Origin of the sequence: Bacillus sp. V26 (genome assembly GCF_034296245.1) — a bacterium.
GTDB classification, from domain to species: domain Bacteria; phylum Bacillota; class Bacilli; order Bacillales; family Bacillaceae; genus Bacillus; species Bacillus halotolerans.
Window position 1 is genome coordinate 302,919 of the sequence record NZ_JAXKQF010000001.1, and the last position, 21,380, is coordinate 324,298.

The window sequence follows — 21,380 nt, forward strand, 5'->3', positions numbered from 1 at the left end:
CGGTTTAGAACGGAGGACATTATGTTTGTAGATCAGGTGAAAGTGTATGTAAAAGGCGGCGACGGAGGCAACGGGATGGTTGCGTTTCGCCGTGAAAAATATGTGCCGAAAGGCGGCCCAGCCGGCGGCGACGGCGGAAAAGGCGGCGACGTCGTTTTTGAAGTGGACGAAGGTCTCCGTACTCTTATGGATTTTAGATATAAAAAACACTTTAAAGCGATTCGCGGCGAGCATGGCATGTCAAAAAACCAGCATGGACGAAATGCTGATGATATGGTCATTAAAGTTCCGCCTGGCACTGTTGTGACAGACGATGATACAAAACAGGTTATTGCCGATTTAACCGAACATGGACAGCAGGCTGTCATCGCAAGGGGCGGAAGAGGCGGAAGAGGGAACTCACGCTTTGCCACACCGGCGAACCCCGCACCACAGCTCTCAGAAAACGGTGAACCGGGAAAAGAACGCTATGTTGTTCTTGAATTAAAAGTGCTTGCAGACGTCGGGCTTGTCGGGTTCCCAAGTGTAGGAAAATCGACTTTGTTGTCCGTCGTTTCATCTGCAAAACCGAAAATTGCGGATTATCATTTTACGACACTTGTTCCGAATCTTGGCATGGTCGAAACAGATGATGGACGGAGCTTCGTTATAGCCGATTTGCCTGGACTGATTGAAGGGGCTCATCAAGGCGTTGGGCTTGGCCACCAATTTTTGCGTCATATTGAGCGGACCCGTGTTATCGTTCATGTCATTGATATGTCCGGCTTGGAAGGCCGCGATCCGTATGAGGATTATGTGACGATTAATCAGGAATTGAGCGAGTACAATTTGCGTCTCACTGAGCGCCCGCAAATTATTGTCGCAAATAAAATGGACATGCCGCAGGCGGCGGAAAATCTTGAAGGGTTTAAAGAAAAGCTGACGGATGATTATCCGGTGTTCCCGGTCAGTGCAGTGACAAGAGAAGGTCTTCGTGAGCTTCTGTATGAAGTTGCCAATCAGCTGGAAAACACTCCGGAATTCCCGCTGTATGACGAGGAAGAGCTTACGCAAAACCGCGTTATGTACACGATGGAGAATGAAGAAGTGCCATTCAGCATTACGCGAGATCCTGACGGAGTCTTTGTGCTTTCAGGAGACAGTCTTGAGCGGTTATTCAAGATGACTGATTTCTCACGTGATGAATCTGTTAAACGATTTGCAAGACAGATGCGCGGAATGGGTGTTGATGAAGCACTCAGAGAACGCGGGGCCAAAGACGGAGACATTATCAGACTTCTTGAATTCGAATTTGAATTTATTGATTAATGATGGGTGGGAGCCTGGATATCAGGCTCTCTATTTTCAAAAGGGGGGATGCAAGTGAAAGAGGAGACGTTTTATCTTGTCCGTGAAGATGTGTTGCCTGATGCGATGAGAAAAACATTGGAAGTCAAAAAACTGCTGGATCGAAAAAAAGCAGAATCAGTGGCAGATGCCGTTCAAAAGGTGGATTTAAGCAGAAGTGCATTTTATAAATACAGAGATGCCGTTTTTCCTTTTTATACAATGGTTAAAGAACAAATTATCACACTTTTCTTTCATTTAGAGGATCGCTCAGGCGCGTTATCTCAGCTCCTTCAGGCGGTGGCTGACTCTGGAAGCAACGTTCTTTCCATTCACCAGACCATCCCGCTTCAAGGGAGAGCAAACGTAACGCTGTCTATCAGTACATCTGCAATGGAAGAGGATATTCATACATTAATGAACAAGATGAGAAAGTTTGACTTTGTAGAAAAGGTTGAAATATTAGGTTCAGGAGCGTAAGGGGAGAGAATATCGTCATGAAAGTCGGTTATTTAGGTCCAGCAGCTACATTCACACATCTAGCAGTCAGTTCTTGTTTCCAACATGGCGCCGAGCATGTTGCTTACCGCACGATACCGGAATGTATAGATGCGGCAGTTTCAGGTGAGGTTGATTTTGCTTTTGTTCCTTTAGAGAACGCATTAGAAGGATCAGTAAATTTAACAATAGACTATTTAATACATGAACAGCCTCTGCCCATCGTAGGTGAAATGACATTGCCGATTCATCAGCACTTACTCGTTCATCCTTCCAGAGAGAATGCATGGAAGGACCTAGACAAAATTTATTCTCACTCACATGCGATTGCGCAGTGCCATAAATTTCTCCATCGGCATTTTTCTTCCGTGCCGTATGAATACGCTAATTCAACCGGTGCGGCAGCAAAGTTTGTCAGTGACCATCCCGAGCTGAATATCGGGGTGATTGCCAATGAAATGGCGGCTTCTACATACGAATTAAAAATCGTAAAACGGGATATACAGGATTATAGAGACAATCATACGCGATTTGTCATTCTGTCTCCTGATGAAAATATATCATTTGAAGTGAATTCAAAATTGAATTCAAGACCAAAAACAACACTGATGGTGATGCTTCCGCAGGATGATCAGTCCGGAGCGCTGCATAGAGTGCTGTCTGCTTTTTCTTGGAGAAACTTAAACCTGTCAAAAATCGAATCCCGCCCGACCAAAACCGGGTTAGGGAATTATTTCTTTATTATTGATATTGAACAGGCGTTTGATGAAGTATTAATCCCTGGGGCTATGCAGGAGCTTGAAGCGCTCGGATGCAAAGTAAAGCTGCTTGGTACATATCAATCTTATCAATTATAAAAAGCCCTATTAGGGCTTTTTTTAGTCTTCAATCAAAATACCGGCTTCTTCGAGTGCTTGACAGGCTTGATCGATGCGATGTTCATCGGGTGCTGTCAGTGTATGAAGATGCACTCCATCTGTCAGCTGTGATAAATAGGCGGCATTTGTGGAATTGATCTTTTTGATGAAATGTTTGACTTCTTTTCGTGTGCCGACTTGGATCGCTGCAGTTAAATCTCCGTATACAGGGTGCTCAATTTTTACGTCTTTTACAGTTACCCCTTCATCCACGATGAGCTGCAATTCTTCTTCTGTCCGTTCAGGCCCGTGCAGACACGCTATGATTCTTTCTGCCTGCTGATGCTTCTGAGCGGCGGCGTCCAGATAGACATAGCCTTGGCTTGTGGCGATAATCGGCTCGTTTCTCGCTTTTAAAAGCGAGATATCCTGAACGATCACCTGTCTCGAAACATTTGCTTTTTTGGCGAGCTCTCCTCCTGTCAGCGGCGATGTGGATTCCTTCAGCCACAAAAGAAGCTGCTCACGCCTATTGGCGCCCAAGAGCTTTAATTCTTCGGTCAATATGATATTCTCCTTTCCTTTGTTCCAAAAGCGCTGTAAACGTATGTAATAACATATCCAGCTGTTCAGTTGTTGTGTTTTTTCCGAAAGAGATGCGGATAAATTGCAGGGCTTCTTGTTCTGTTTTTCTTAACGCTTTCATCGTTTCAGACGGCCCGTGATAACCTGCAGAACAAGCGCTGCCCGTTGAAATGCAAATATTATTCCGATTACATTCTAACATAACATATTGTCCTTCAAATGAGCCAAAAAAACACCCGATAATATGGGGCAGACATTCTGTGTTTGCACCATCTGCCGCAAGGGTTACAGGGAGAGACCGAATACGGATTTGTTCTAAAAAGTATTGTCTCAGCGTTTGATTGTGGGATATCTGACTTTCCATTTCACTTACGATCAGCTCCGCAGCCGCTGTAAAGGCTCCGATACCCGGTACGTTTACCGTGCCTGCTCGAAACCCATTTTCATGAACGGTGTGAGGGTACACCGGTTTCCAATTGACGTCCGGCCGAATATAGACAGCTCCGACTCCTTTAGGGCCGTGAATTTTGTGACTGGAAACAGAAAGAGCATCCACCCCCATTTCTTCAGTATGGATGGGCAGTTTGCCGAATGTTTGTACCGCATCACAATGAAGAAGAATTTGCCTGTTGTGAAGATAAGATGACAGGTGTTTAATGGGCTGAATAATTCCTGTTTCTGAATTGGCATGCTGAATAGAAACCAGGCCTGTGTCCGGGCGTATATGAGCTGCCAATATTTCCTCGGTAATAAGTCCGTACTCGTTAGGCTTAATGATTGTCACGTCAAAGCCATGATTCTGCAGTAAAGCAGCACAGTTATGGATTGATTGATGTTCCATGGCAGTCGTAATAAAATGTCTTTTTGTTTTTGGCAAGCCGTTTAACAATGATTGAATGGCAAGAAAATTGGATTCAGTGCCGCCGCTTGTAAAATATATACCGTCTGTTTCTCCGCCGATTATGTCAGCTATTTTCCCCCGGCAGTACTCCAGTATATGCTTTGCTTTTCCCCCAGCGTCATGCAAGCTGCTGGCATTCCCGTACATATCAATGCTGAGCTTCTGAAATACGTCCAGTGCTTCCTCGCAAATTGGCGTGGTTGCTGCATAATCTAAATAAATCATCCGGTCTTTCCTCCATTTGTTCTTCATAAAAAACTCTTGAGTTTATTTTATCGTTGTGTAAATATAGGTGTCAAGACAGGTGTAAACAACAGGAGGTGGCATATGTCTATAAAGACGATTGCGGTCATTGGTTCAGGAGCGGCGGCACTTGCCCTGGCTTCTGCACTTCCGCCATCATACCAGGTGACTGTCATCACGAAAAAAAGCACAAAAAACAGCAATTCAAGACATGCACAGGGCGGAATTGCGGCGGCTTATGCAAAAGATGACTCGATTGCGTCTCATATGGAGGATACGTTATATGCAGGCTGCGGACATAACGATCAAAACATCGTATCAGACGTTTTACTTGATGGAAAAACCATCATTGAGAATTTTTTGGAGAATGGCTTTCCATTTGACCGGGATAAACAAGGCAAAGTCAGCCTCGGCAGGGAAGGAGCCCATACGCACAACCGCATTTTTCATGCAGGCGGAGACGCTACAGGCAGCATGCTCATTGATTACTTGCTGAAACAAATCAATAGCCAAATCGAAGTCATCGAGAATGAAACAGCGGTTGATTTGCTGATGAAGAATGGGCGCTGTGCCGGTGTAGTGACGAAAGACAGCCGCGGCCGGATCAATTTGCGGCATGCGGATGAGGTTGTGCTGGCAGCTGGCGGATGCGGCAGCTTGTTTCAGCACCATACGAACGATCCATCTGTCATGGGTGATGGTCTTTCACTTGCTTACCGGGCCGGAGCGGAATTAACTGATTTAGAGTTTACCCAGTTTCATCCTACACTTCTTGTCAAAAATGGCGTCTCGTGTGGGCTTGTTTCAGAGGCAGTCAGAGGTGAGGGCGGTTTTATAACAGACCAAAACGGCCGCCGTATTATGGCCGGACGGCATCCGCTGGAGGATTTAGCACCACGGGACGTCGTCTCGCGGATGATTCATGAAGAAATAGCAAAAGGAAAACGTGTGTATATCGATTGCAGCGCTATTTCTGACTTCGAAGTGCGTTTTCCCACAATCACCTCTATTTGCCAAAAGGCAGGGGTTGAGATTCGTAAAAGAAAAATACCTGTTGCGCCGGGAATGCATTTCTTAATGGGAGGCGTTTCAGTCAATCGGTGGGGAGAAACAACTGTACCCGGGCTTTACGCGATAGGGGAAACAGCATGCACCGGCTTACACGGAGCCAATCGTCTTGCGAGCAATTCCTTGCTGGAGGCACTTGTATTTGGTAAAAGAGCAGCAGAACATATCATGAGAAAACCGGCTGATAACAGGTATAGTCAATTCAACGGTGAAACCAGCGGAGTTTATGAGGTGCCGAATATCGAGCTTTCTGAACTGCAAAACAGAATGACAAGCGACATGTCCATAGTAAGAGAAAAAGACAGACTGATTGAGATGAGCAATTGGCTTTGTGGGCTCCCATCTCAGAAGATAAATGTGAAGGATATCACAATTCCGCAGCTGGAGCTTTCTCACTTGTGGCAGGTTGCAAAGCTGATGACTTCGTCTGCTCTATTGCGGGAAGAAAGCAGGGGGGCGCATTTTCGAATTGATATCCCTCAGGCTGATACAGGCTGGCAAGGCAAACAAATTGTCCATACAAAAAAGGGAACCAAAATGAGAAAAAACGAAGGGATTTGGAGAAATGAATCATTTACAGCTGAAAAAGTTGCTGAATCACTTTTTTCATGAGGATATAGGGACGGGAGATCTTACATCACAGTCCATCTTTGAAGGACAGAACTGTGAGGCCTCAATTGTTGCAAAGTCAGACGGCATTTTCGCCGGAGCTGCGGTGATTAAGGAAGGCTTTGCTTTATTAGATGAAAAGGTTCAGACGTTTTTACCCAAAAAAGATGGAGATCATTTGCGAAAGGGTGATGTGATTGCCGTCTTACGCGGGCCGGCCGCTGCTCTTCTTTCTGGAGAGAGGGTAGTATTAAATCTTATTCAAAGGCTGTCGGGTATTGCGACGATGACAAGGCAGGCTGTTGAACAGCTTGATGATGAACAGATTAGGATTTGTGACACAAGGAAAACGACGCCGGGGTTAAGAATGCTCGAAAAATATGCGGTCAGGGTCGGAGGAGGATATAACCATCGATTCGGCCTGTACGACGGAATCATGATCAAAGATAATCACATTGCAGCTTGCGGTTCCATTGTAAGGGCGTGTGAAAAAGCGCGGCAGGCAGCAGGGCACATGGTGAATATTGAAGTGGAAATTGAATCTGAGGAGCAGCTCAGAGAAGCCATTCTTGCTGAAGCTGATGTCATTATGTTTGACAATTGCCCGCCTGACACTGTCCGCCATTTTGCAAATATCACACCGGATCACATTAAAACCGAAGCTTCCGGAGGAATTACATTAGAATCTCTGCCCGCTTTTAGAGGGACGGGTGTGAATTATATTTCCTTAGGATTTCTGACTCATTCGGTCAGAAGCTTAGATATCAGCATGGATGTGGCGTTAACAAATCAGTCAGTGGAGGAATGCGGTTATGTCAATTCTTGATGCAATCAAACAATTTGAAATGATGCCTGACCATTATAAAGGGCTGTCAATGAAAGAGATGGAGAGACGTGTTGCAGCCATTAAGGAAAAGTTCGGGAGCAGGTTGTTTATTCCAGGCCATCATTACCAAAAGGATGAAGTAATTCAATTTGCTGACCAAACGGGCGATTCACTCCAGCTTGCCCAAATGGCGGAAAAAAATAAGGATGCGGAATATATTGTATTTTGCGGCGTACATTTTATGGCAGAGACCGCTGATATGCTGACAGGTACGGACCAAACGGTCATCCTGCCGGATATGAGAGCGGGCTGTTCTATGGCTGATATGGCTGACATGCAGCAGACGAACAGGGCGTGGGAGAAACTTCAGCATATATTCGGCGACACGATCATACCATTAACCTATGTGAATTCTACAGCGGAGATCAAGGCATTTGTCGGAAAGCACGGCGGAGCGACTGTAACCTCATCCAATGCCAAAAAAGTGCTTGAATGGGCGTTTACACAGAAAAAACGCATTTTATTTCTGCCTGATCAGCATTTAGGAAGGAACACCGCTTATGAACTGGGTATCCCGCTTGAGGACATGGCTGTCTGGGACCCGATTCAAGATCAATTAGAGAACGAGGCAGAACAAAACGATATCAAGGTTTTTCTTTGGAAAGGCCACTGCTCTGTTCATGAAAAATTCACCGTGAAAAATATAAATGATTTGAGAGAACGAGATTCTGACATCCGGATCATTGTTCATCCTGAATGCTCCCATGAAGTCGTAATGCAAAGTGACGACAGCGGATCCACGAAATATATTATTGATACAATCAGCCACGCTCAGCCGGGAAGCAAATGGGCAATCGGTACAGAAATGAATCTTGTTCAGCGACTGATTCAAGAGCATTCCGACAAACAAATTGAATCACTCAATCCGGATATGTGTCCATGTCTGACGATGAATCGAATTGACCTCCCGCATTTGCTCTGGTCTTTAGAACAAATAGAAAAAGGAAAACCAGCAGGTGTGATCAAAGTGCCGAAAGTCATTCAGGACGATGCCCTTCTTGCGCTGAATCGAATGCTAACCATCACGTAAATCAGAAATATTTCCCCTCCTGTATTCATAATTTCTTTTGATCAGGCATATGTTGTGAAGAAACATATTGTAATCACAACTGAACTGTTCACGTTTTGCATAGGAGGGGAAAACGTTGAAAATCCATATCGTTCAAAAAGGCGATTCACTCTGGAAAATAGCTGAAAAATACGGAGTTGATGTTGAGGAAGTAAAAAAGCTCAATACGCAGCTCAGCAATCCAGATTTAATCATGCCTGGAATGAAAATAAAAGTGCCGTCTGGGGGTGTTCCAGTCAGAAAAGAGATAAAAGCGGGCAAAAGTCCGGCGGCAGTCGGGGATGAGAAGCAAGAACACCCATTTTCCAAGGAGAAGCCTAAATCCGTTGTCGACGTAGAAGACACAAAACCGAAAGAAAAGCAGTCTGTTCCTTTTGTCCCGCCGATGCCGAATTTGCATGATAATGTGTATCCTGAAGCTGATGTGAACGATTATTATGATATGAATCAGCTTTTTCAGCCTTGGTCACCTCCTAAACCGGAGGAGCCTAAAAAGCATCATGACGGAAATATAGATCATATGTATGACATGCAAGATCAATTTCCACAACAGGAGGCAATGAGTAATATGGAGAATGCAAATTATCCGAATATGCCTAATACGCCTAAGGCGCCAGATGTAGGCGGTATGGAAGAAGAAAACATCCACCACACTGTTCCGAATATGCCGGCAGTTCAGCCATACTGTCCGTATCCAGCCCATTTTGTGCCATGTCCGGTTCCTATCTCACCTGTTCTGCCTGGATCCGGCCTGTGCTACCCATACTATCCTGCACATGCATTTCCGATGCATCAGCCTTATGGCTTCCAGCCAAGTTTTGTATCACCTTCGCAATATGATCCGGGTGAATATGATAACCAGCATCATGAAAACAGCCACCACGGGCATTACGGATATCAGCCTTCGCACGGCGCGCCTCAATATGCATCGCCTGCTTATGGATCTCCTTATGGGCATATGCCATATGGTCCTTATTATGGCGCTCCTCAAGTGATGGGGGCTCATCAGCCAAATGTGGCACATGGTTATATGCCGCCATTTAAGGATCATGATGATTGCGGGTGTGACGATGATCAGCAGCCATACTTCTCAGCACCTGGTTATCAGGGAGGAGCATATGGAACTCCTTATATGCCTTACGGAGGAGCAAATCCGAATCCGTATCCAGCCGGAACTTCCATGCCGAATCAGCCTTCAACAAACCAGATGTTTGGACGGCCGGAAGAAGAAAGTGAATGATTGTTCGGGACGATGTAAATCGTTCCTTTTTTTGTATTGCCTTACAATCGTCGAATGGTCATAACTGACACGCTTAACATATCTCCCTGATGCACATGATAAAAACGAGCACAACATGCTCAATCAGTCCTCGGGGGGTTTTTCCATTGGGTAGAAAGTTAACAATTGCAGGCCTCATTTTGATGACAGCCGGATTAACAGCATGCGGCGCAAATAATGATGCCCTTAATGATACTCGTAATAACGGTAATAACGGCAATACCCGTCCAATCGGATATTATACAAATGAGAATGACGCTGACAGACAGGGAGACGGGATGGATCACGACGGCCCGGTCTCTGAATTGATGGAGGACCAGAACGGCCAGAACGGCCGTGACCGAAACACAACCAATGTAAACGACCGTGTTACTACAGATGATCGCGTCCCATTGGCAACTGACGGAACATATAACAACACAAATAACAGAAACATGAACCGAAATGGGACGAACAACAACGGGTATGACAACCAAGAGAACAGAAGACTTGCCGCAAAAATCGCCAATCGTGTGAAACAAGTCAAAAACGTCAACGACACACAAGTGATGGTAACGGATGACAAAGTAGTCATCGCAGTCAGAAGCCACGCTGATTTCACACAGTCTGACAGGCAAAATGTCAAAAAAGCCGCACGAAACTATGCGGATGGCCGTGACGTTCAAGTATCTACAGATAAAGGACTGTTCACAAGACTTCATAAAATGAACAGACGCTAGGACTAAGAAGGCCGCCGGAGAGTGATTCCCGGCGGTCTTTTTCTTTACAACGGCTTGCAATACCCATTAAAGTGTACATAGAAATATCAAGGAAGGTGAAAGCATGGCTGGCCATTCTAAGTGGAAAAACATCCAAAAAAGAAAAAATGCGCAAGACGCAAAGCGCGGAAAAGTATTTATGAAGCTTGCTAAAGAAATCTATGTGGCAGCAAAGCAAGGCGGAGCCGATCCTGAAGCAAATTCAGCATTGCGGCTTGTGATTGAAAAAGCAAAAGGCGCCAATATGCCAAATGATAATATAGACCGTGCCCTAAAAAAAGCCGCAGGAAGCCAGGGCGGCAACAGCTACGAGGAAATCACCTATGAAGGCTACGGTCCCTCAGGGGTTGCCGTTATGGTGGAGTGCTTAACTGATAATAAAAACCGTACGGCGACAAATGTGCGGACAGCTTTCAATAAAAACGGCGGAAGTCTCGGAGAAAGCGGATGTGTAGCATTTTTATTTGAACGGAAGGGGTACATTGCAATTGACCGCACACATCGGCAAATAGAAGAGGATGACTTGATGCTTGATGTCATAGAAGCGGGCGGCGAAGAGCTGCAGACAGAGGGTGAATACTTTGAGGTATTAACAGCGCCTGAACGTTTTGAAGAGGTAAAAACAGCACTTGAAGCAAATTATCCAGTCGATTCAGCTGAAGTAACCATGATTCCGAAAACATATGCAGAGGCTGATGATGAGGCTGTTGAAAAACTGGAAAAATTGATCGATGCGCTTGAAGATGATGATGATGTTCAGGCAGTGTATACAAATTACCAGTAATATAAAAATGACCGGCGCGAAGTGATCTCAGGCCGGTCTTTTTTCATCTTAAGAGACGCGCTCATTTTCGTGTGTGTATTCTTTCTCCCAGAAATCAGCGTTTTTGATGCCGAGAGCTTTAGGATCAAAGACTGGGTCTAAGCCTTGTTTCTTCTGTTGCTCATAATCCTTTAACGCAATAAGCGCCGGCTTGGCGAGCAAAACAATGGCAATGACGTTCAGCCAAACCATAATGCCAAGTCCCGCGTCACCTAATGCCCAAGCAAGTGTAGCGGTTTTGACAGCACCGTAGAATGTCGCGGCTAAAATGATCAGTTTTAAGCCGAGCATTGCCCACTTGCTTTCTCTGCCTCTCGCTAAATATGCGATATTTGTTTCAGCGATGTAGTAATAAGCCATAATGGTTGTAAAAGCGAAGAAGAACAAAGCAATAGCGACAAAGCCTGCACCAAAGCCGGGCAGCACACTGTCAATGGCGGCCTGAGTGAAGCCCGGTCCAGCTTCTACACCCTTCAGGTGATTGACAATAAATGAACCGTCGGCAGCCTGTGTATTGTACATACCGGTAAATAAAATCATGAATGCTGTAGCGGAACATACAAATAAAGTGTCGATATAAACAGAAAATGCCTGAACCAATCCTTGCTTTACCGGATGAGATACCTCTGCGGCGGCAGCAGGATGAGGGCCTGTTCCTTGCCCGGCTTCGTTTGAATAAATGCCTCGTTTGACGCCCCATGAAATGGCCATGCCGATGAGACCGCCGAATGCGGAATCTAATGCAAAAGCACTTCTGAAAATCAAAGAAATGACAGCAGGCAGTTCAGAAATATTCATCACAATGATGATCAGAGAGAGCAGAATGTATCCGACTGCCATAAACGGGACAATCATTTGTGCGGCACTGGCGATGCGTTTTACACCTCCGAAAATGATAAAACCTAATAAGAGAACAAGAAAACAGCCAGTAATGGCAGGAGAGATGCCGAATGCATTTTGGACGCCCGCTGCAATGGAGTTGGACTGGACCCCTGGCATAAGGAGAGCCATTGCAATAAGGGCCGCAGCCGCAAATAAAACAGCAAACCACTTAATGCCTAATCCTTTTTCTATATAATAAGCGGGTCCGCCTCGATATTGGCCGCCTTGTTTCACTTTATAAATTTGGGCAAGAGTAGATTCAACAAAGGCGCTTGAAGCACCGATAAAAGCAATGGCCCACATCCAGAACACCGCGCCGGGTCCGCCGAACGCAATTGCTGTTGCCACACCTGCAATGTTTCCGGTCCCCACCCTGCCGGACAGCGCGATTGATAATGCTTGAAAAGAAGATACCCCTGCCTCTGAGCTCTTGCCTTGAAACATCAGCACAATCATTTCCTTGATGTGTCTGACTTGTAAAAAACGGGTCATAATAGAAAAGATCAATCCAATTCCTAATAAAATATAAATGACGGGTGTACTCCATAAGACCGCGTTTAAACTAGCAACAAAATCTGCCATCAAGCTTCCTCCTCACGTCGTTTCGATTGCTTTTATAAAGAGGATTTTGGGTTAATTGAACTATTTTTACAATCAATCTGTCACATTATTTAACGTGTAATGATCATGAGAGGGGAGAATGGGGTGAAAAAAGCGCAGCGTATGAAGTACGCCGCGCTTCTGTTTATAAAGGCATGTGGACACCAATTGTGAAACAGTCTTTGAGAAATAAATAGCCAAGCTCTGCCATTGCGTATATAAAAGGCAAAGCGATAAGGTCTTTCATAATCTCACCTCACTGATGCTTGCGGCGGTTCCTCACGAATCCAAAGATCATCCTTCCGCCAATCATAAGTTTCATCGATATCGAGATGTAAAGTCTGGCTGCCGATTTTTACTGTATTGTTGTTCAACCATGTAACAGATGGTCTGCTGTCAGGATAATTCCAATAGATTGTTTTTTTGACAAGTGTTTTTTCATTCACGAGTTCGCCTCTGGCGGCATCTGAGCTTAAGGTATTTTTGGATACATAAGTGTTTAGCGTATAGCTTCCGTCAGGCGATTCCACTGATTGTACGAGGATGCCTTTCGGAACATTTTTCAGTGAAAAAAACATCCAATAGACGGCACCGCCAAAAAACAGAAGACATGAGAATATTATAAGAAGGACTTTACTGCGTGTTTTGATGTGACTATCTCCCTTTTTTCTCCCATTTTACCACATCACGGATTTTATACGATCTTTACATTTCTTTAAAATTTCCTCAATAAAGTGCAGGTATGATAAAAGAAAATAGATAAAGGGTGGAGGAGACAGAAATGGAAAACACATATTGTCATTCCAGCGAAAAGAACTCAGAAGCGGTTTATTTGAGTGTGAGAGGGTATCGCATCAAGCTGTCGCCTGAACAAATGAAATTAATTTCTGCTGTCAGAAAGTAAAAATAAAGTGATAAAGGCAGCCGCATATGCGGCTGCCTTTTCTATGAAGAATATTTTCTTTTCCGTTGTGCAAAGTGCTTCTGAAACCAATCTTTTTTATATAAAAAAGCAATAACCTCAAGCCAAAAGCCCGGGATTTTTTTCGGGAAAATCGGCTTTTTATAAAGCGTATGATACGCCGTTTTTAAATCGTCCCACTGCGTGCACGTTTTCGTCTGTTCAAATCTCGCAACATCAATGACCCGCACTGCTCCGGATTCTGTCAGAATCAGATTGCGCAAATGAATGTCAGACGGGTTGAGGCCGGCTGCACGGGCGTCAGAAAGTGCGTCCTCTACCTGCTGAATCATATTGTCGCTGATCGCGATGCCTTTTTTCAGGCAGTTGTAAAAGGTATCGCCTTTAATATATTCCATTAAAATAAATGAATCACCAGTTTCATAAATGTCAGGGTAGAATGCGGATCCGGCTAATTTTTCATAAATCGCTGCTTCTTTGACGGCTGTCGCTTGATACTCCGGAAAAAATACCTTCAGCGCCATTTTCCGGTCACCTTCTGTTATGGCAAACACATAGGCGCTTCGTCCCTTGCCGATCAATGTTAATTCCTCGGGTTTCTCTTTGACTTTATCAAATCTGCTGTTTTGGCGGTATATGACTGAATGGGCCAGTGCCTCTGCTTTTGTCAGCATTTCATTCACCTTCTTTGCTCTATTTTATGCAGTTGTTTATAGGAAAATCCAAAACTGTTCAGGAAAAAGAGCCTAAATATAGTGTATCTGGTCTTGGGAAAGAAGGCTACCTATAAGCTTTGATTGTGATAAAAGAGACATGAAAACGTTTATTCCACTCCTTGAAAAGCGCTTACAAATGGGATACTATTAATTTTAAATAAAGCGCTTTCGTAAACTATCAAGGGGGAACACGCTATGACGAAACAGATGGTGACAGGAATTATCGGTGCAGGGCGCATCGGCAAACTTCATGTTCAAAATATACATCGGATTCCTCATATGAAAATAAAAGCGGTTTCTGATATTTCTGCAAGCTGTTTACAGGATTGGGCCGCCAGTCACCACATTGAATACATAACCGCTGACTATAGAGATTTATTGCTTGATCCTGATATTGACGCTGTTTTTATCTGTTCGCCAACAAATACACATGCGCAAATCATCAGAGAAGCAGCTGAGGCGAAAAAACATATTTTTTGTGAAAAACCAATCAGTTTTTCTCCTGATGAAACGAAGGAGGCACTTGCGGCCGTGCGGAAACATGGGGTTAAGCTGCAAGTCGGATTTAACCGCCGTTTCGACCCTCATTTTAAGAAAATCAAAACCATTGTCTCAAATGGTGAAATCGGCCCGCCTCATTTATTAAAAATTACGTCACGGGACCCTGACCCCCCGAATGTTGATTATGTCCGCACATCAGGCGGCTTATTTATCGATATGTCGATTCATGATTTTGATATGGCCAGATACATCATGGGAAGTGAAGTGACGGAAGTGTATGCAAAAGGAGCGGCTTTGATGAATCCGTCCTTTGCAGAGCTGGGGGACATTGATACGGCTGTCATTACCTTGACATTTGCAAACGGTGCCATGGGTGTGATAGACAACAGCCGTCAAGCTGTGTACGGATATGACCAGCGGGTCGAGGTTTTCGGCACGAAAGGCTCGGCAGCAGCAGACAACAGCAGGCCGACGACGGTAGAAGTGTCAACCGCTGACTTTGTCATGAAGGATAAACCGCATTTCTTTTTTCTTGAACGCTATAAGGAAGCCTACACAGAAGAGATTCTTCAGTTTGCAGACGCGATCAAAACCAATCGGGAGACTGCCTGCACCGGCGATGACGGCTTTCAGGCGGAACGAATAGCAAGGGCGGCTCAGCAGTCACTCGCTTTAGGCATGCCTGTCAGCATTGAACATACTGAAAAAATTGTTTTTTAATATTCAGATAAAGGGATTACAATACAGCAAGCTTGGGTATATACATTCCATTGATACTTTATAAAAAGTAGGCGGTGGAAATCATGAATACAGCACATGCTAAAGGAAATGCTTTAAACAAAATCGGAATTCCTTCTCACATGATTTGGGGTTATATTGGTGTGGTCATCTTTATGGTTGGAGACGGACTCGAGCAAGGATGGCTGTCTCCTTTTCTTGTTGATCACGGTCTCAGTATGCAGCAATCTGCTACGCTGTTTACGGTGTATGGCATTGCTGTCACGATTTCGGCTTGGCTATCAGGAACCTTTGTCCAGACTTGGGGGCCAAGGAAGACGATGACGGTCGGTTTACTTGCTTTTATCCTCGGTTCGGTTGCTTTTATCGGCTGGGCGATTCCTCATATGTACTATCCGGCTCTCTTGGGCAGCTACGCGCTCAGGGGCTTGGGATACCCGCTGTTTGCATATTCGTTTCTTGTATGGGTATCATACAGCACCTCTCAGCAAATCCTTGGTAAAGCCGTCGGCTGGTTTTGGTTTATGTTTACGTGCGGCCTGAACGTGCTTGGACCGTTTTATTCGAGCTATGCGGTTCCGGCGATTGGAGAAATCAATACGCTTTGGAGCGCTTTACTATTTGTGGCAGCAGGCGGAGTTCTCGCACTGTTTTTTAATAAAGATAAATTTATGCCTGTACAAAAACAAGATCAGCCGAAATGGAAAGAGCTGTCGAAGGCGTTTACAATTATGTTTGAAAATCCTAAAGTCGGCATCGGCGGCGTAGTCAAGACAATTAATGCTATCGGACAATTCGGATTTGCGATATTTCTTCCGACCTATTTGGCGCGTTACGGCTATTCTGTTTCAGAATGGCTGCAAATTTGGGGGACGCTGTTTTTTGTCAACATTGTATTTAACATCATTTTCGGCGCGGTCGGAGATAAACTGGGCTGGCGCAATACTGTCATGTGGTTTGGCGGAGTCGGCTGCGGCATTTTTACACTGGCGCTCTATTACACGCCGCAATTGATCGGGCATCAGTACTGGGTGCTGATGATCATTGCCTGCTGCTACGGTGCGGCACTGGCCGGATATGTTCCATTAAGCGCGCTTTTGCCGACGCTTGCGCCTGATAACAAAGGTGCTGCCATGTCTGTGTTAAATCTGGGGTCGGGTCTGTGCGCTTTTATTGCTCCCGGCATCGTGAGCCTTTTTATCGGCCCGCTCGGCGCAGGCGGCGTGATATGGATTTTTGCGGCATTATATTTTCTCAGTGCTTTCCTGACACAATTTCTGACGATTTCAGAACGGCACGCCGATATGTATCCAGAGGAACGGCTTGTCAGGAAAAATGTGCAAACAAATTTTGAGGAAACGGTTAAGCAGTAGCCTCTTTGGTCAGACTAGTCATAAACGTGTGCAAAGAGGTGTAAAGGGTGAAACGATTTAGCACTGCGTATCTGTTGCTGGGGATTTTATGCTCAGCCGCAGCTTTTCTAATGGGTGCTCCCCGCGCGTCAGGGGCGGAAGTGGAGCACTATGAACCGCTGCAGGTGCATGTGCAGCTTGAAAAAGTGTTTTTGGATGGAGAGGTCAGCATCGAGCATAAGCGTGAAAAGGTGCTGTCCATGGATGACTTTTGGGCGGATTATGCGGGATGGACGCTTGTCGAACATAAAAATGGGTACGTTCTATTTCGGAAGCAGGTGGACGATATTTCTCCGCTCAGCAAGGTGAATGGGTATATCGGCGTTTCTGACAGCGGAGTAATTTCCACCTTTCATGGACGGCCGGAGTCGGATTCTGAACCGATTCAATCTTTTTTTCAAATTGACTTAGAAAGACTGGAGAGCCATATGCAAAAAAATCTCGAAAAAGGCATTCCGTTTCGGACGAAAGCGGAGTTTGAAGATGTCATAGAACATATCAAGACGTACAGCGGGTGACCACTGCTGATTGAAGACATGTGCTCATGTCTTTTTTTTCGTGGAACAATGAATGAGAAGCGAACATATGTTAACTTTTCTTTAAGCCTTTGGCTGTTTTTATGGTACAATGAAGAACAGTCAAAGAGGTGAATTTTCGTGATCGAATTTGTTAAAGGGACGATTGATTATGTATCTCCCCAATATATTGTGATAGAAAACGGCGGCATCGGCTATCAGATTTTTACGCCAAATCCGTTTATATATAAGGAGAGAAGTCAAGAAACCATTTTTACGTACCATCATGTAAGAGAAGATGCGTTTTTACTATACGGCTTTTCAACAAGGGAGGAAAAAGCGCTCTTTACAAAGCTGTTAAATGTGACCGGAATCGGTCCAAAAGGGGCACTCGCCATTTTGGGATCAGGTGACCCGGGAGCGGTCATTCAAGCAATTGAAAATGAAGATGAAGCCTTTTTAGTCAAGTTTCCGGGTGTCGGCAAAAAAACTGCCCGCCAGATTATCCTTGATTTAAAAGGAAAGCTGGCTGACGTCGTGCCTGAAATGATTGAAAATCTGTTCAATCATGAAGAAAGACTTGAAAAACAAACGGCAGAAACGGCGCTTGAAGAAGCACTCGAGGCCCTCAGGGTACTTGGTTATGCCGAAAAAGAAATCAAAAAGGTACTTCCTCACTTAAAAGAGGATATTGGTCTGACAACAGACCAGTACGTAAAAAAAGCATTACAAAAACTATTGAAGTAAGGTGATGTTCATGGATGAACGGCTCGTCTCAAGTGAAGCAGACAACCATGAATCAGTGATAGAGCAAAGCCTGAGGCCTCAGCGCCTGGTTCAATATATCGGGCAGCATAAGGTAAAAGAGAATTTGCGTGTTTTTATAGATGCCGCAAAAATGAGACAGGAAACGCTTGATCATGTTCTTTTATACGGTCCGCCAGGGCTTGGAAAAACGACGCTTGCTTCCATCGTTGCCAACGAAATGGGAGTGGAGTTGCGGACGACTTCGGGACCTGCGATTGAAAGGCCGGGTGATTTGGCTGCGATCTTAACGGCGCTCGAGCCGGGGGATGTATTATTTATCGATGAGATACATAGGCTGCACAGATCCATTGAAGAGGTGCTTTATCCGGCAATGGAAGATTTTTGTCTTGATATTGTCATTGGAAAAGGGCCTTCTGCCCGTTCGGTCCGTCTTGATCTCCCGCCTTTTACACTGGTCGGCGCCACGACAAGAGTAGGGCTTTTGACGGCGCCGTTAAGAGATCGATTCGGCGTCATGTCGCGGCTTGAGTATTATACACAAGAAGAGCTTGCTGATATTGTTACGAGAACGGCTGATGTGTTTGAGGTTGAAATTGATCAGCCGTCAGCGCTTGAGATTGCCAGAAGATCAAGAGGAACGCCGCGGGTGGCCAACCGCCTGCTGAGAAGGGTCCGGGATTTTGCACAGGTGTTAGGCGACAGCCGGATTACAGAAGAGATTTCTCAGGACGCTTTGGAGCGGCTTCAAGTCGACCGTCTTGGCTTGGATCACATTGATCACAAGCTGCTGATGGGAATGATCGAAAAATTTAACGGCGGTCCGGTGGGGCTTGATACGATTTCAGCCACGATCGGCGAAGAACCGCATACGATTGAAGATGTGTACGAACCGTATCTTCTGCAAATCGGTTTTATCCAGAGAACGCCGCGGGGAAGGATCGTCACACCGGCCGTTTATCATCATTTTCAAATGGAGGCTCCCCGATATGACTGAATTTCCTAAGATCATTATGATTCTTGGTGCTGTTTTGCTTATTATCGGAGCGGTTTTGCATTTTGTCGGCAAGATGCCGGGAGATATTTTTGTGAAAAAAGGAAATGTGACGTTTTTCTTCCCGGTTGTCACTTGTATTATCATAAGTGTGGTATTATCAATCTTGCTTAATCTTTTCGGCAGAATGAAATAACAAAAGACTAGGATAAAGGTGAAATTATGAAAGTTGATTTATTTGATTTTGAACTTCCGGAACGTTTAATTGCACAGGTGCCATTGGAACAGCGTGACGCTTCAAGGCTGATGGTGCTTGATAAACATACAGGAGAGCTGACAGACAGCTCGTTTAAACAGATCATCAGTTTCTTTAAAGAAGGGGATTGTCTCGTGCTGAACAATACCCGCGTTTTGCCTGCCCGGTTATTTGGAACAAAAGAGGATACGGGGGCAAAAGTAGAACTGCTTTTGCTGAAACAGGAAGCCGGTGACAGGTGGGAAACGCTCGTCAAACCGGCAAAACGGGTAAAAAAAGGAACCGTTGTAACATTTGGGGACGGCAGATTAAAAGCTGTCTGCACGGAAGAGCTGGAGCATGGCGGCAGAAAAGTTGAGTTCCAATACGACGGTATTTTTTACGAGGTGCTGGAATCACTCGGAGAAATGCCGCTTCCGCCATATATTAAGGAACAGCTTGATGACAGAGAGCGCTACCAAACGGTGTTTTCAAAAGAAATCGGATCTGCCGCTGCGCCCACAGCCGGACTTCATTTCACGGAAGACATTTTACAGCAGCTGAAGGACAAAGGCGTTCAGATTGAGTTCATCACACTGCATGTCGGTCTCGGAACGTTTCGTCCGGTCAGTGCTGATGAAGTGGAAGAGCATAATATGCATGCAGAGTTCTATCAAATGTCAGAAGAAACGGCCGCGGCTTTAAACAGCGTAAGGGAAAAGGGCGGACGGATTATTTCTGTCGGCACGACCTCAACCCGCACGCTTGAAACGATTGCCGGTGAACATGATGGGCGATTTAAAGCATCAAGCGGATGGACATCTATTTTTATTTATCCGGGCTATGAATTCAAAGCCATTGACGGAATGATTACAAACTTTCACTTGCCGAAATCATCATTGATTATGCTGGTCAGTGCGCTTGCAGGCAGAGAAAACGTTCTGCGTGCGTATAACCATGCGGTTGAAGAAGAATACCGTTTCTTCAGCTTCGGCGACGCAATGCTGATTATATAAATTGAGAACAGGAGGCCTCATAAAAAGTGGCTGAACAACCAATACGCTATGAATTTATAAAAGAATGCAAACAAACTGGGGCGCGCCTGGGCAGAGTGCATACTCCCCACGGCTCCTTTGAAACGCCTGTTTTTATGCCGGTCGGCACACTGGCGACCGTCAAAACAATGGCGCCTGAAGAGCTGAAGGCAATGGACGCGGGCATCATATTAAGCAACACATATCACCTATGGCTCCGCCCGGGACAGGATATTGTAAAAGAAGCGGGCGGACTCCATAAATTTATGAACTGGGACCGCGCAATTTTAACAGATTCAGGCGGTTTTCAGGTCTTTTCATTAAGCAAGTTTCGTAATATAGAGGAAGAGGGCGTTCACTTCCGCAATCACTTAAATGGAGATAAGCTGTTTTTATCTCCGGAAAAAGCGATGGAGATCCAAAACGCACTCGGCTCTGATATTATGATGGCATTTGACGAATGCCCGCCATATCCGGCAGAATACGATTACATGAAACGGTCAGTTGAGCGGACAAGCCGCTGGGCTGAACGCTGCCTGAATGCCCATGCCCGGCAGGACGAGCAAGGCCTGTTTGGTATTGTTCAGGGGGGAGAATACGAAGATTTGCGCACACAAAGCGCGAAAGACTTGATTTCCCTTGATTTTCCGGGATATGCTATAGGTGGATTGTCCGTTGGTGAACCGAAAGACGTTATGAACCGGGTGCTTGAATTTACGACACCGCTTTTACCGAAGGATAAGCCGAGGTATCTGATGGGAGTTGGTTCTCCGGATGCTCTGATTGACGGAGCGATCCGCGGAGTAGACATGTTTGACTGTGTGCTGCCTACCCGTATTGCACGAAACGGCACGGTGTTTACTGCTGAAGGCCGGCTCAATATGAAAAACGCAAAATTTGAGAGAGACTTCCGTCCGATTGATGAAGAGTGTGATTGCTACACATGTAAAAATTACACACGGGCGTATATCAGACACTTGATTCGCTGCAATGAAACGTTTGGACTCCGATTAACAACTTACCATAACCTTCATTTTCTGTTACACTTAATGGAGCAGGTAAGACAGGCTATTCGCGAGGATCGTCTGGGTGATTTCAGAGAAGAGTTCTTTGAGCGTTACGGCTATAACAAGCCAAATGCGAAAAGCTTCTAATATAAAAAGC

At 45.2% G+C, this 21,380-nt stretch carries 23 protein-coding genes; 18 read left to right on the forward strand and 5 right to left on the reverse strand.

Annotated features, from left to right (window positions below; translation table 11 throughout):
* Nucleotides 1-21: 21 nt before the first annotated feature.
* The 3 genes from obgE to pheA are packed head-to-tail and all read left to right on the forward strand — an operon-like array spanning nucleotide 22 to nucleotide 2,681.
* The gene (gene obgE / locus UJ203_RS01585; RefSeq protein ID WP_024122348.1) at nucleotides 22-1,308 is read left to right on the forward strand and encodes a GTPase ObgE; all 1,287 of its coding nucleotides are present in this window, start codon (nucleotides 22-24) and stop codon (nucleotides 1,306-1,308) included.
* Nucleotides 1,309-1,362: 54 nt separating this feature from the next.
* Nucleotides 1,363-1,806, forward strand: a complete 444-nt coding sequence (thrR, locus tag UJ203_RS01590) for a transcriptional regulator ThrR (protein ID WP_010335153.1) — start codon at nucleotides 1,363-1,365, stop codon at nucleotides 1,804-1,806.
* A 17-nt stretch (nucleotides 1,807-1,823) separates the two neighbouring features.
* Entirely contained in the window at nucleotides 1,824-2,681 is an 858-nt protein-coding gene (gene pheA, locus UJ203_RS01595) for a prephenate dehydratase (protein WP_322008466.1), read from the forward strand.
* Nucleotides 2,682-2,702: 21 nt separating this feature from the next.
* Here the strand turns inward: pheA and UJ203_RS01600 are convergent, their stop codons facing one another.
* Nucleotides 2,703-3,245 (reverse strand): transcription repressor NadR, encoded by a 543-nt coding sequence (locus tag UJ203_RS01600; protein ID WP_044154192.1) that lies wholly within the window; start codon nucleotides 3,243-3,245, stop codon nucleotides 2,703-2,705.
* Nucleotides 3,211-4,392, reverse strand: coding sequence for an IscS subfamily cysteine desulfurase (locus UJ203_RS01605; protein WP_322008467.1), 1,182 nt, complete (start codon nucleotides 4,390-4,392; stop codon nucleotides 3,211-3,213). The genes UJ203_RS01600 and UJ203_RS01605 overlap by 35 nt, the downstream gene beginning before the upstream one ends.
* A gap of 102 nt (nucleotides 4,393-4,494) precedes the next feature.
* Here UJ203_RS01605 and nadB point away from each other — a divergent pair, with 102 nt between their 5' ends.
* From nadB to UJ203_RS01635, 6 genes are all read left to right on the forward strand, one after another.
* Nucleotides 4,495-6,090 (forward strand): L-aspartate oxidase, encoded by a 1,596-nt coding sequence (nadB, locus tag UJ203_RS01610; RefSeq protein ID WP_322008468.1) that lies wholly within the window; start codon nucleotides 4,495-4,497, stop codon nucleotides 6,088-6,090.
* Nucleotides 6,044-6,913 carry a carboxylating nicotinate-nucleotide diphosphorylase gene (gene nadC / locus UJ203_RS01615; RefSeq protein WP_322008469.1) on the forward strand — a complete coding sequence of 290 codons (870 nt, stop codon included), beginning with the start codon at nucleotides 6,044-6,046 and terminating at the stop codon, nucleotides 6,911-6,913. Before nadB ends, nadC begins: the two co-directional genes overlap by 47 nt.
* On the forward strand, nucleotides 6,900-8,003 hold the full coding sequence (nadA, locus tag UJ203_RS01620) for a quinolinate synthase NadA (RefSeq protein ID WP_322008470.1): 1,104 nt from the start codon (nucleotides 6,900-6,902) through the stop codon (nucleotides 8,001-8,003). The genes nadC and nadA overlap by 14 nt, the downstream gene beginning before the upstream one ends.
* A 115-nt stretch (nucleotides 8,004-8,118) precedes the next feature.
* Nucleotides 8,119-9,282 (forward strand): spore coat assembly protein SafA, encoded by a 1,164-nt coding sequence (safA, locus tag UJ203_RS01625; protein ID WP_322008471.1) that lies wholly within the window; start codon nucleotides 8,119-8,121, stop codon nucleotides 9,280-9,282.
* Between the two features lie 146 nt (nucleotides 9,283-9,428).
* On the forward strand, nucleotides 9,429-10,040 hold the full coding sequence (locus tag UJ203_RS01630; protein ID WP_322008472.1) for a YhcN/YlaJ family sporulation lipoprotein: 612 nt from the start codon (nucleotides 9,429-9,431) through the stop codon (nucleotides 10,038-10,040).
* 103 nt (nucleotides 10,041-10,143) lie between these two features.
* Nucleotides 10,144-10,863 carry a YebC/PmpR family DNA-binding transcriptional regulator gene (locus UJ203_RS01635; protein WP_227597923.1) on the forward strand — a complete coding sequence of 240 codons (720 nt, stop codon included), beginning with the start codon at nucleotides 10,144-10,146 and terminating at the stop codon, nucleotides 10,861-10,863.
* A 48-nt stretch (nucleotides 10,864-10,911) separates the two neighbouring features.
* Here UJ203_RS01635 and UJ203_RS01640 read toward each other — a convergent pair whose 3' ends face one another.
* Nucleotides 10,912-12,366: an alanine/glycine:cation symporter family protein gene (locus UJ203_RS01640; RefSeq protein WP_322008473.1), complete on the reverse strand. Its 1,455-nt coding sequence runs from the start codon at nucleotides 12,364-12,366 to the stop codon at nucleotides 10,912-10,914.
* Between the two features lie 269 nt (nucleotides 12,367-12,635).
* A complete protein-coding gene (locus tag UJ203_RS01645; RefSeq protein ID WP_322009438.1) occupies nucleotides 12,636-12,989 on the reverse strand; it encodes a DUF5412 family protein in 354 nt (117 codons plus the stop codon).
* 176 nt (nucleotides 12,990-13,165) lie between these two features.
* Between UJ203_RS01645 and UJ203_RS01650 the strand changes: the two genes are divergently transcribed.
* Complete coding sequence (locus UJ203_RS01650) at nucleotides 13,166-13,288, forward strand: hypothetical protein (protein WP_063623044.1); 123 nt, start codon at nucleotides 13,166-13,168, stop codon at nucleotides 13,286-13,288.
* 41 nt (nucleotides 13,289-13,329) lie between these two features.
* Here the strand turns inward: UJ203_RS01650 and UJ203_RS01655 are convergent, their stop codons facing one another.
* The gene (locus UJ203_RS01655; RefSeq protein ID WP_322008474.1) at nucleotides 13,330-13,980 is read right to left on the reverse strand and encodes a phosphotransferase; all 651 of its coding nucleotides are present in this window, start codon (nucleotides 13,978-13,980) and stop codon (nucleotides 13,330-13,332) included.
* Between the two features lie 237 nt (nucleotides 13,981-14,217).
* Between UJ203_RS01655 and iolG the strand changes: the two genes are divergently transcribed.
* From iolG to tgt, 8 genes are all read left to right on the forward strand, one after another.
* A complete protein-coding gene (gene iolG, locus UJ203_RS01660; protein WP_322008475.1) occupies nucleotides 14,218-15,243 on the forward strand; it encodes an inositol 2-dehydrogenase in 1,026 nt (341 codons plus the stop codon).
* An 83-nt stretch (nucleotides 15,244-15,326) separates the two neighbouring features.
* Nucleotides 15,327-16,634 (forward strand): MFS transporter, encoded by a 1,308-nt coding sequence (locus UJ203_RS01665; protein ID WP_322008476.1) that lies wholly within the window; start codon nucleotides 15,327-15,329, stop codon nucleotides 16,632-16,634.
* A gap of 47 nt (nucleotides 16,635-16,681) precedes the next feature.
* Nucleotides 16,682-17,191, forward strand: a complete 510-nt coding sequence (locus tag UJ203_RS01670) for an intercompartmental signaling factor BofC (RefSeq protein WP_105953499.1) — start codon at nucleotides 16,682-16,684, stop codon at nucleotides 17,189-17,191.
* A gap of 138 nt (nucleotides 17,192-17,329) precedes the next feature.
* Nucleotides 17,330-17,935: a Holliday junction branch migration protein RuvA gene (gene ruvA, locus UJ203_RS01675; RefSeq protein WP_024122330.1), complete on the forward strand. Its 606-nt coding sequence runs from the start codon at nucleotides 17,330-17,332 to the stop codon at nucleotides 17,933-17,935.
* Nucleotides 17,936-17,945: 10 nt separating this feature from the next.
* Entirely contained in the window at nucleotides 17,946-18,950 is a 1,005-nt protein-coding gene (ruvB, locus tag UJ203_RS01680; protein ID WP_024122329.1) for a Holliday junction branch migration DNA helicase RuvB, read from the forward strand.
* Complete coding sequence (locus tag UJ203_RS01685) at nucleotides 18,943-19,143, forward strand: DUF2905 domain-containing protein (RefSeq protein ID WP_003222669.1); 201 nt, start codon at nucleotides 18,943-18,945, stop codon at nucleotides 19,141-19,143. Before ruvB ends, UJ203_RS01685 begins: the two co-directional genes overlap by 8 nt.
* A 26-nt stretch (nucleotides 19,144-19,169) precedes the next feature.
* On the forward strand, nucleotides 19,170-20,198 hold the full coding sequence (gene queA / locus UJ203_RS01690; RefSeq protein WP_024122327.1) for a tRNA preQ1(34) S-adenosylmethionine ribosyltransferase-isomerase QueA: 1,029 nt from the start codon (nucleotides 19,170-19,172) through the stop codon (nucleotides 20,196-20,198).
* 26 nt (nucleotides 20,199-20,224) lie between these two features.
* Nucleotides 20,225-21,370 carry a tRNA guanosine(34) transglycosylase Tgt gene (tgt, locus tag UJ203_RS01695; RefSeq protein ID WP_024122326.1) on the forward strand — a complete coding sequence of 382 codons (1,146 nt, stop codon included), beginning with the start codon at nucleotides 20,225-20,227 and terminating at the stop codon, nucleotides 21,368-21,370.
* The last annotated feature ends 10 nt before the right edge of the window (nucleotides 21,371-21,380 follow it).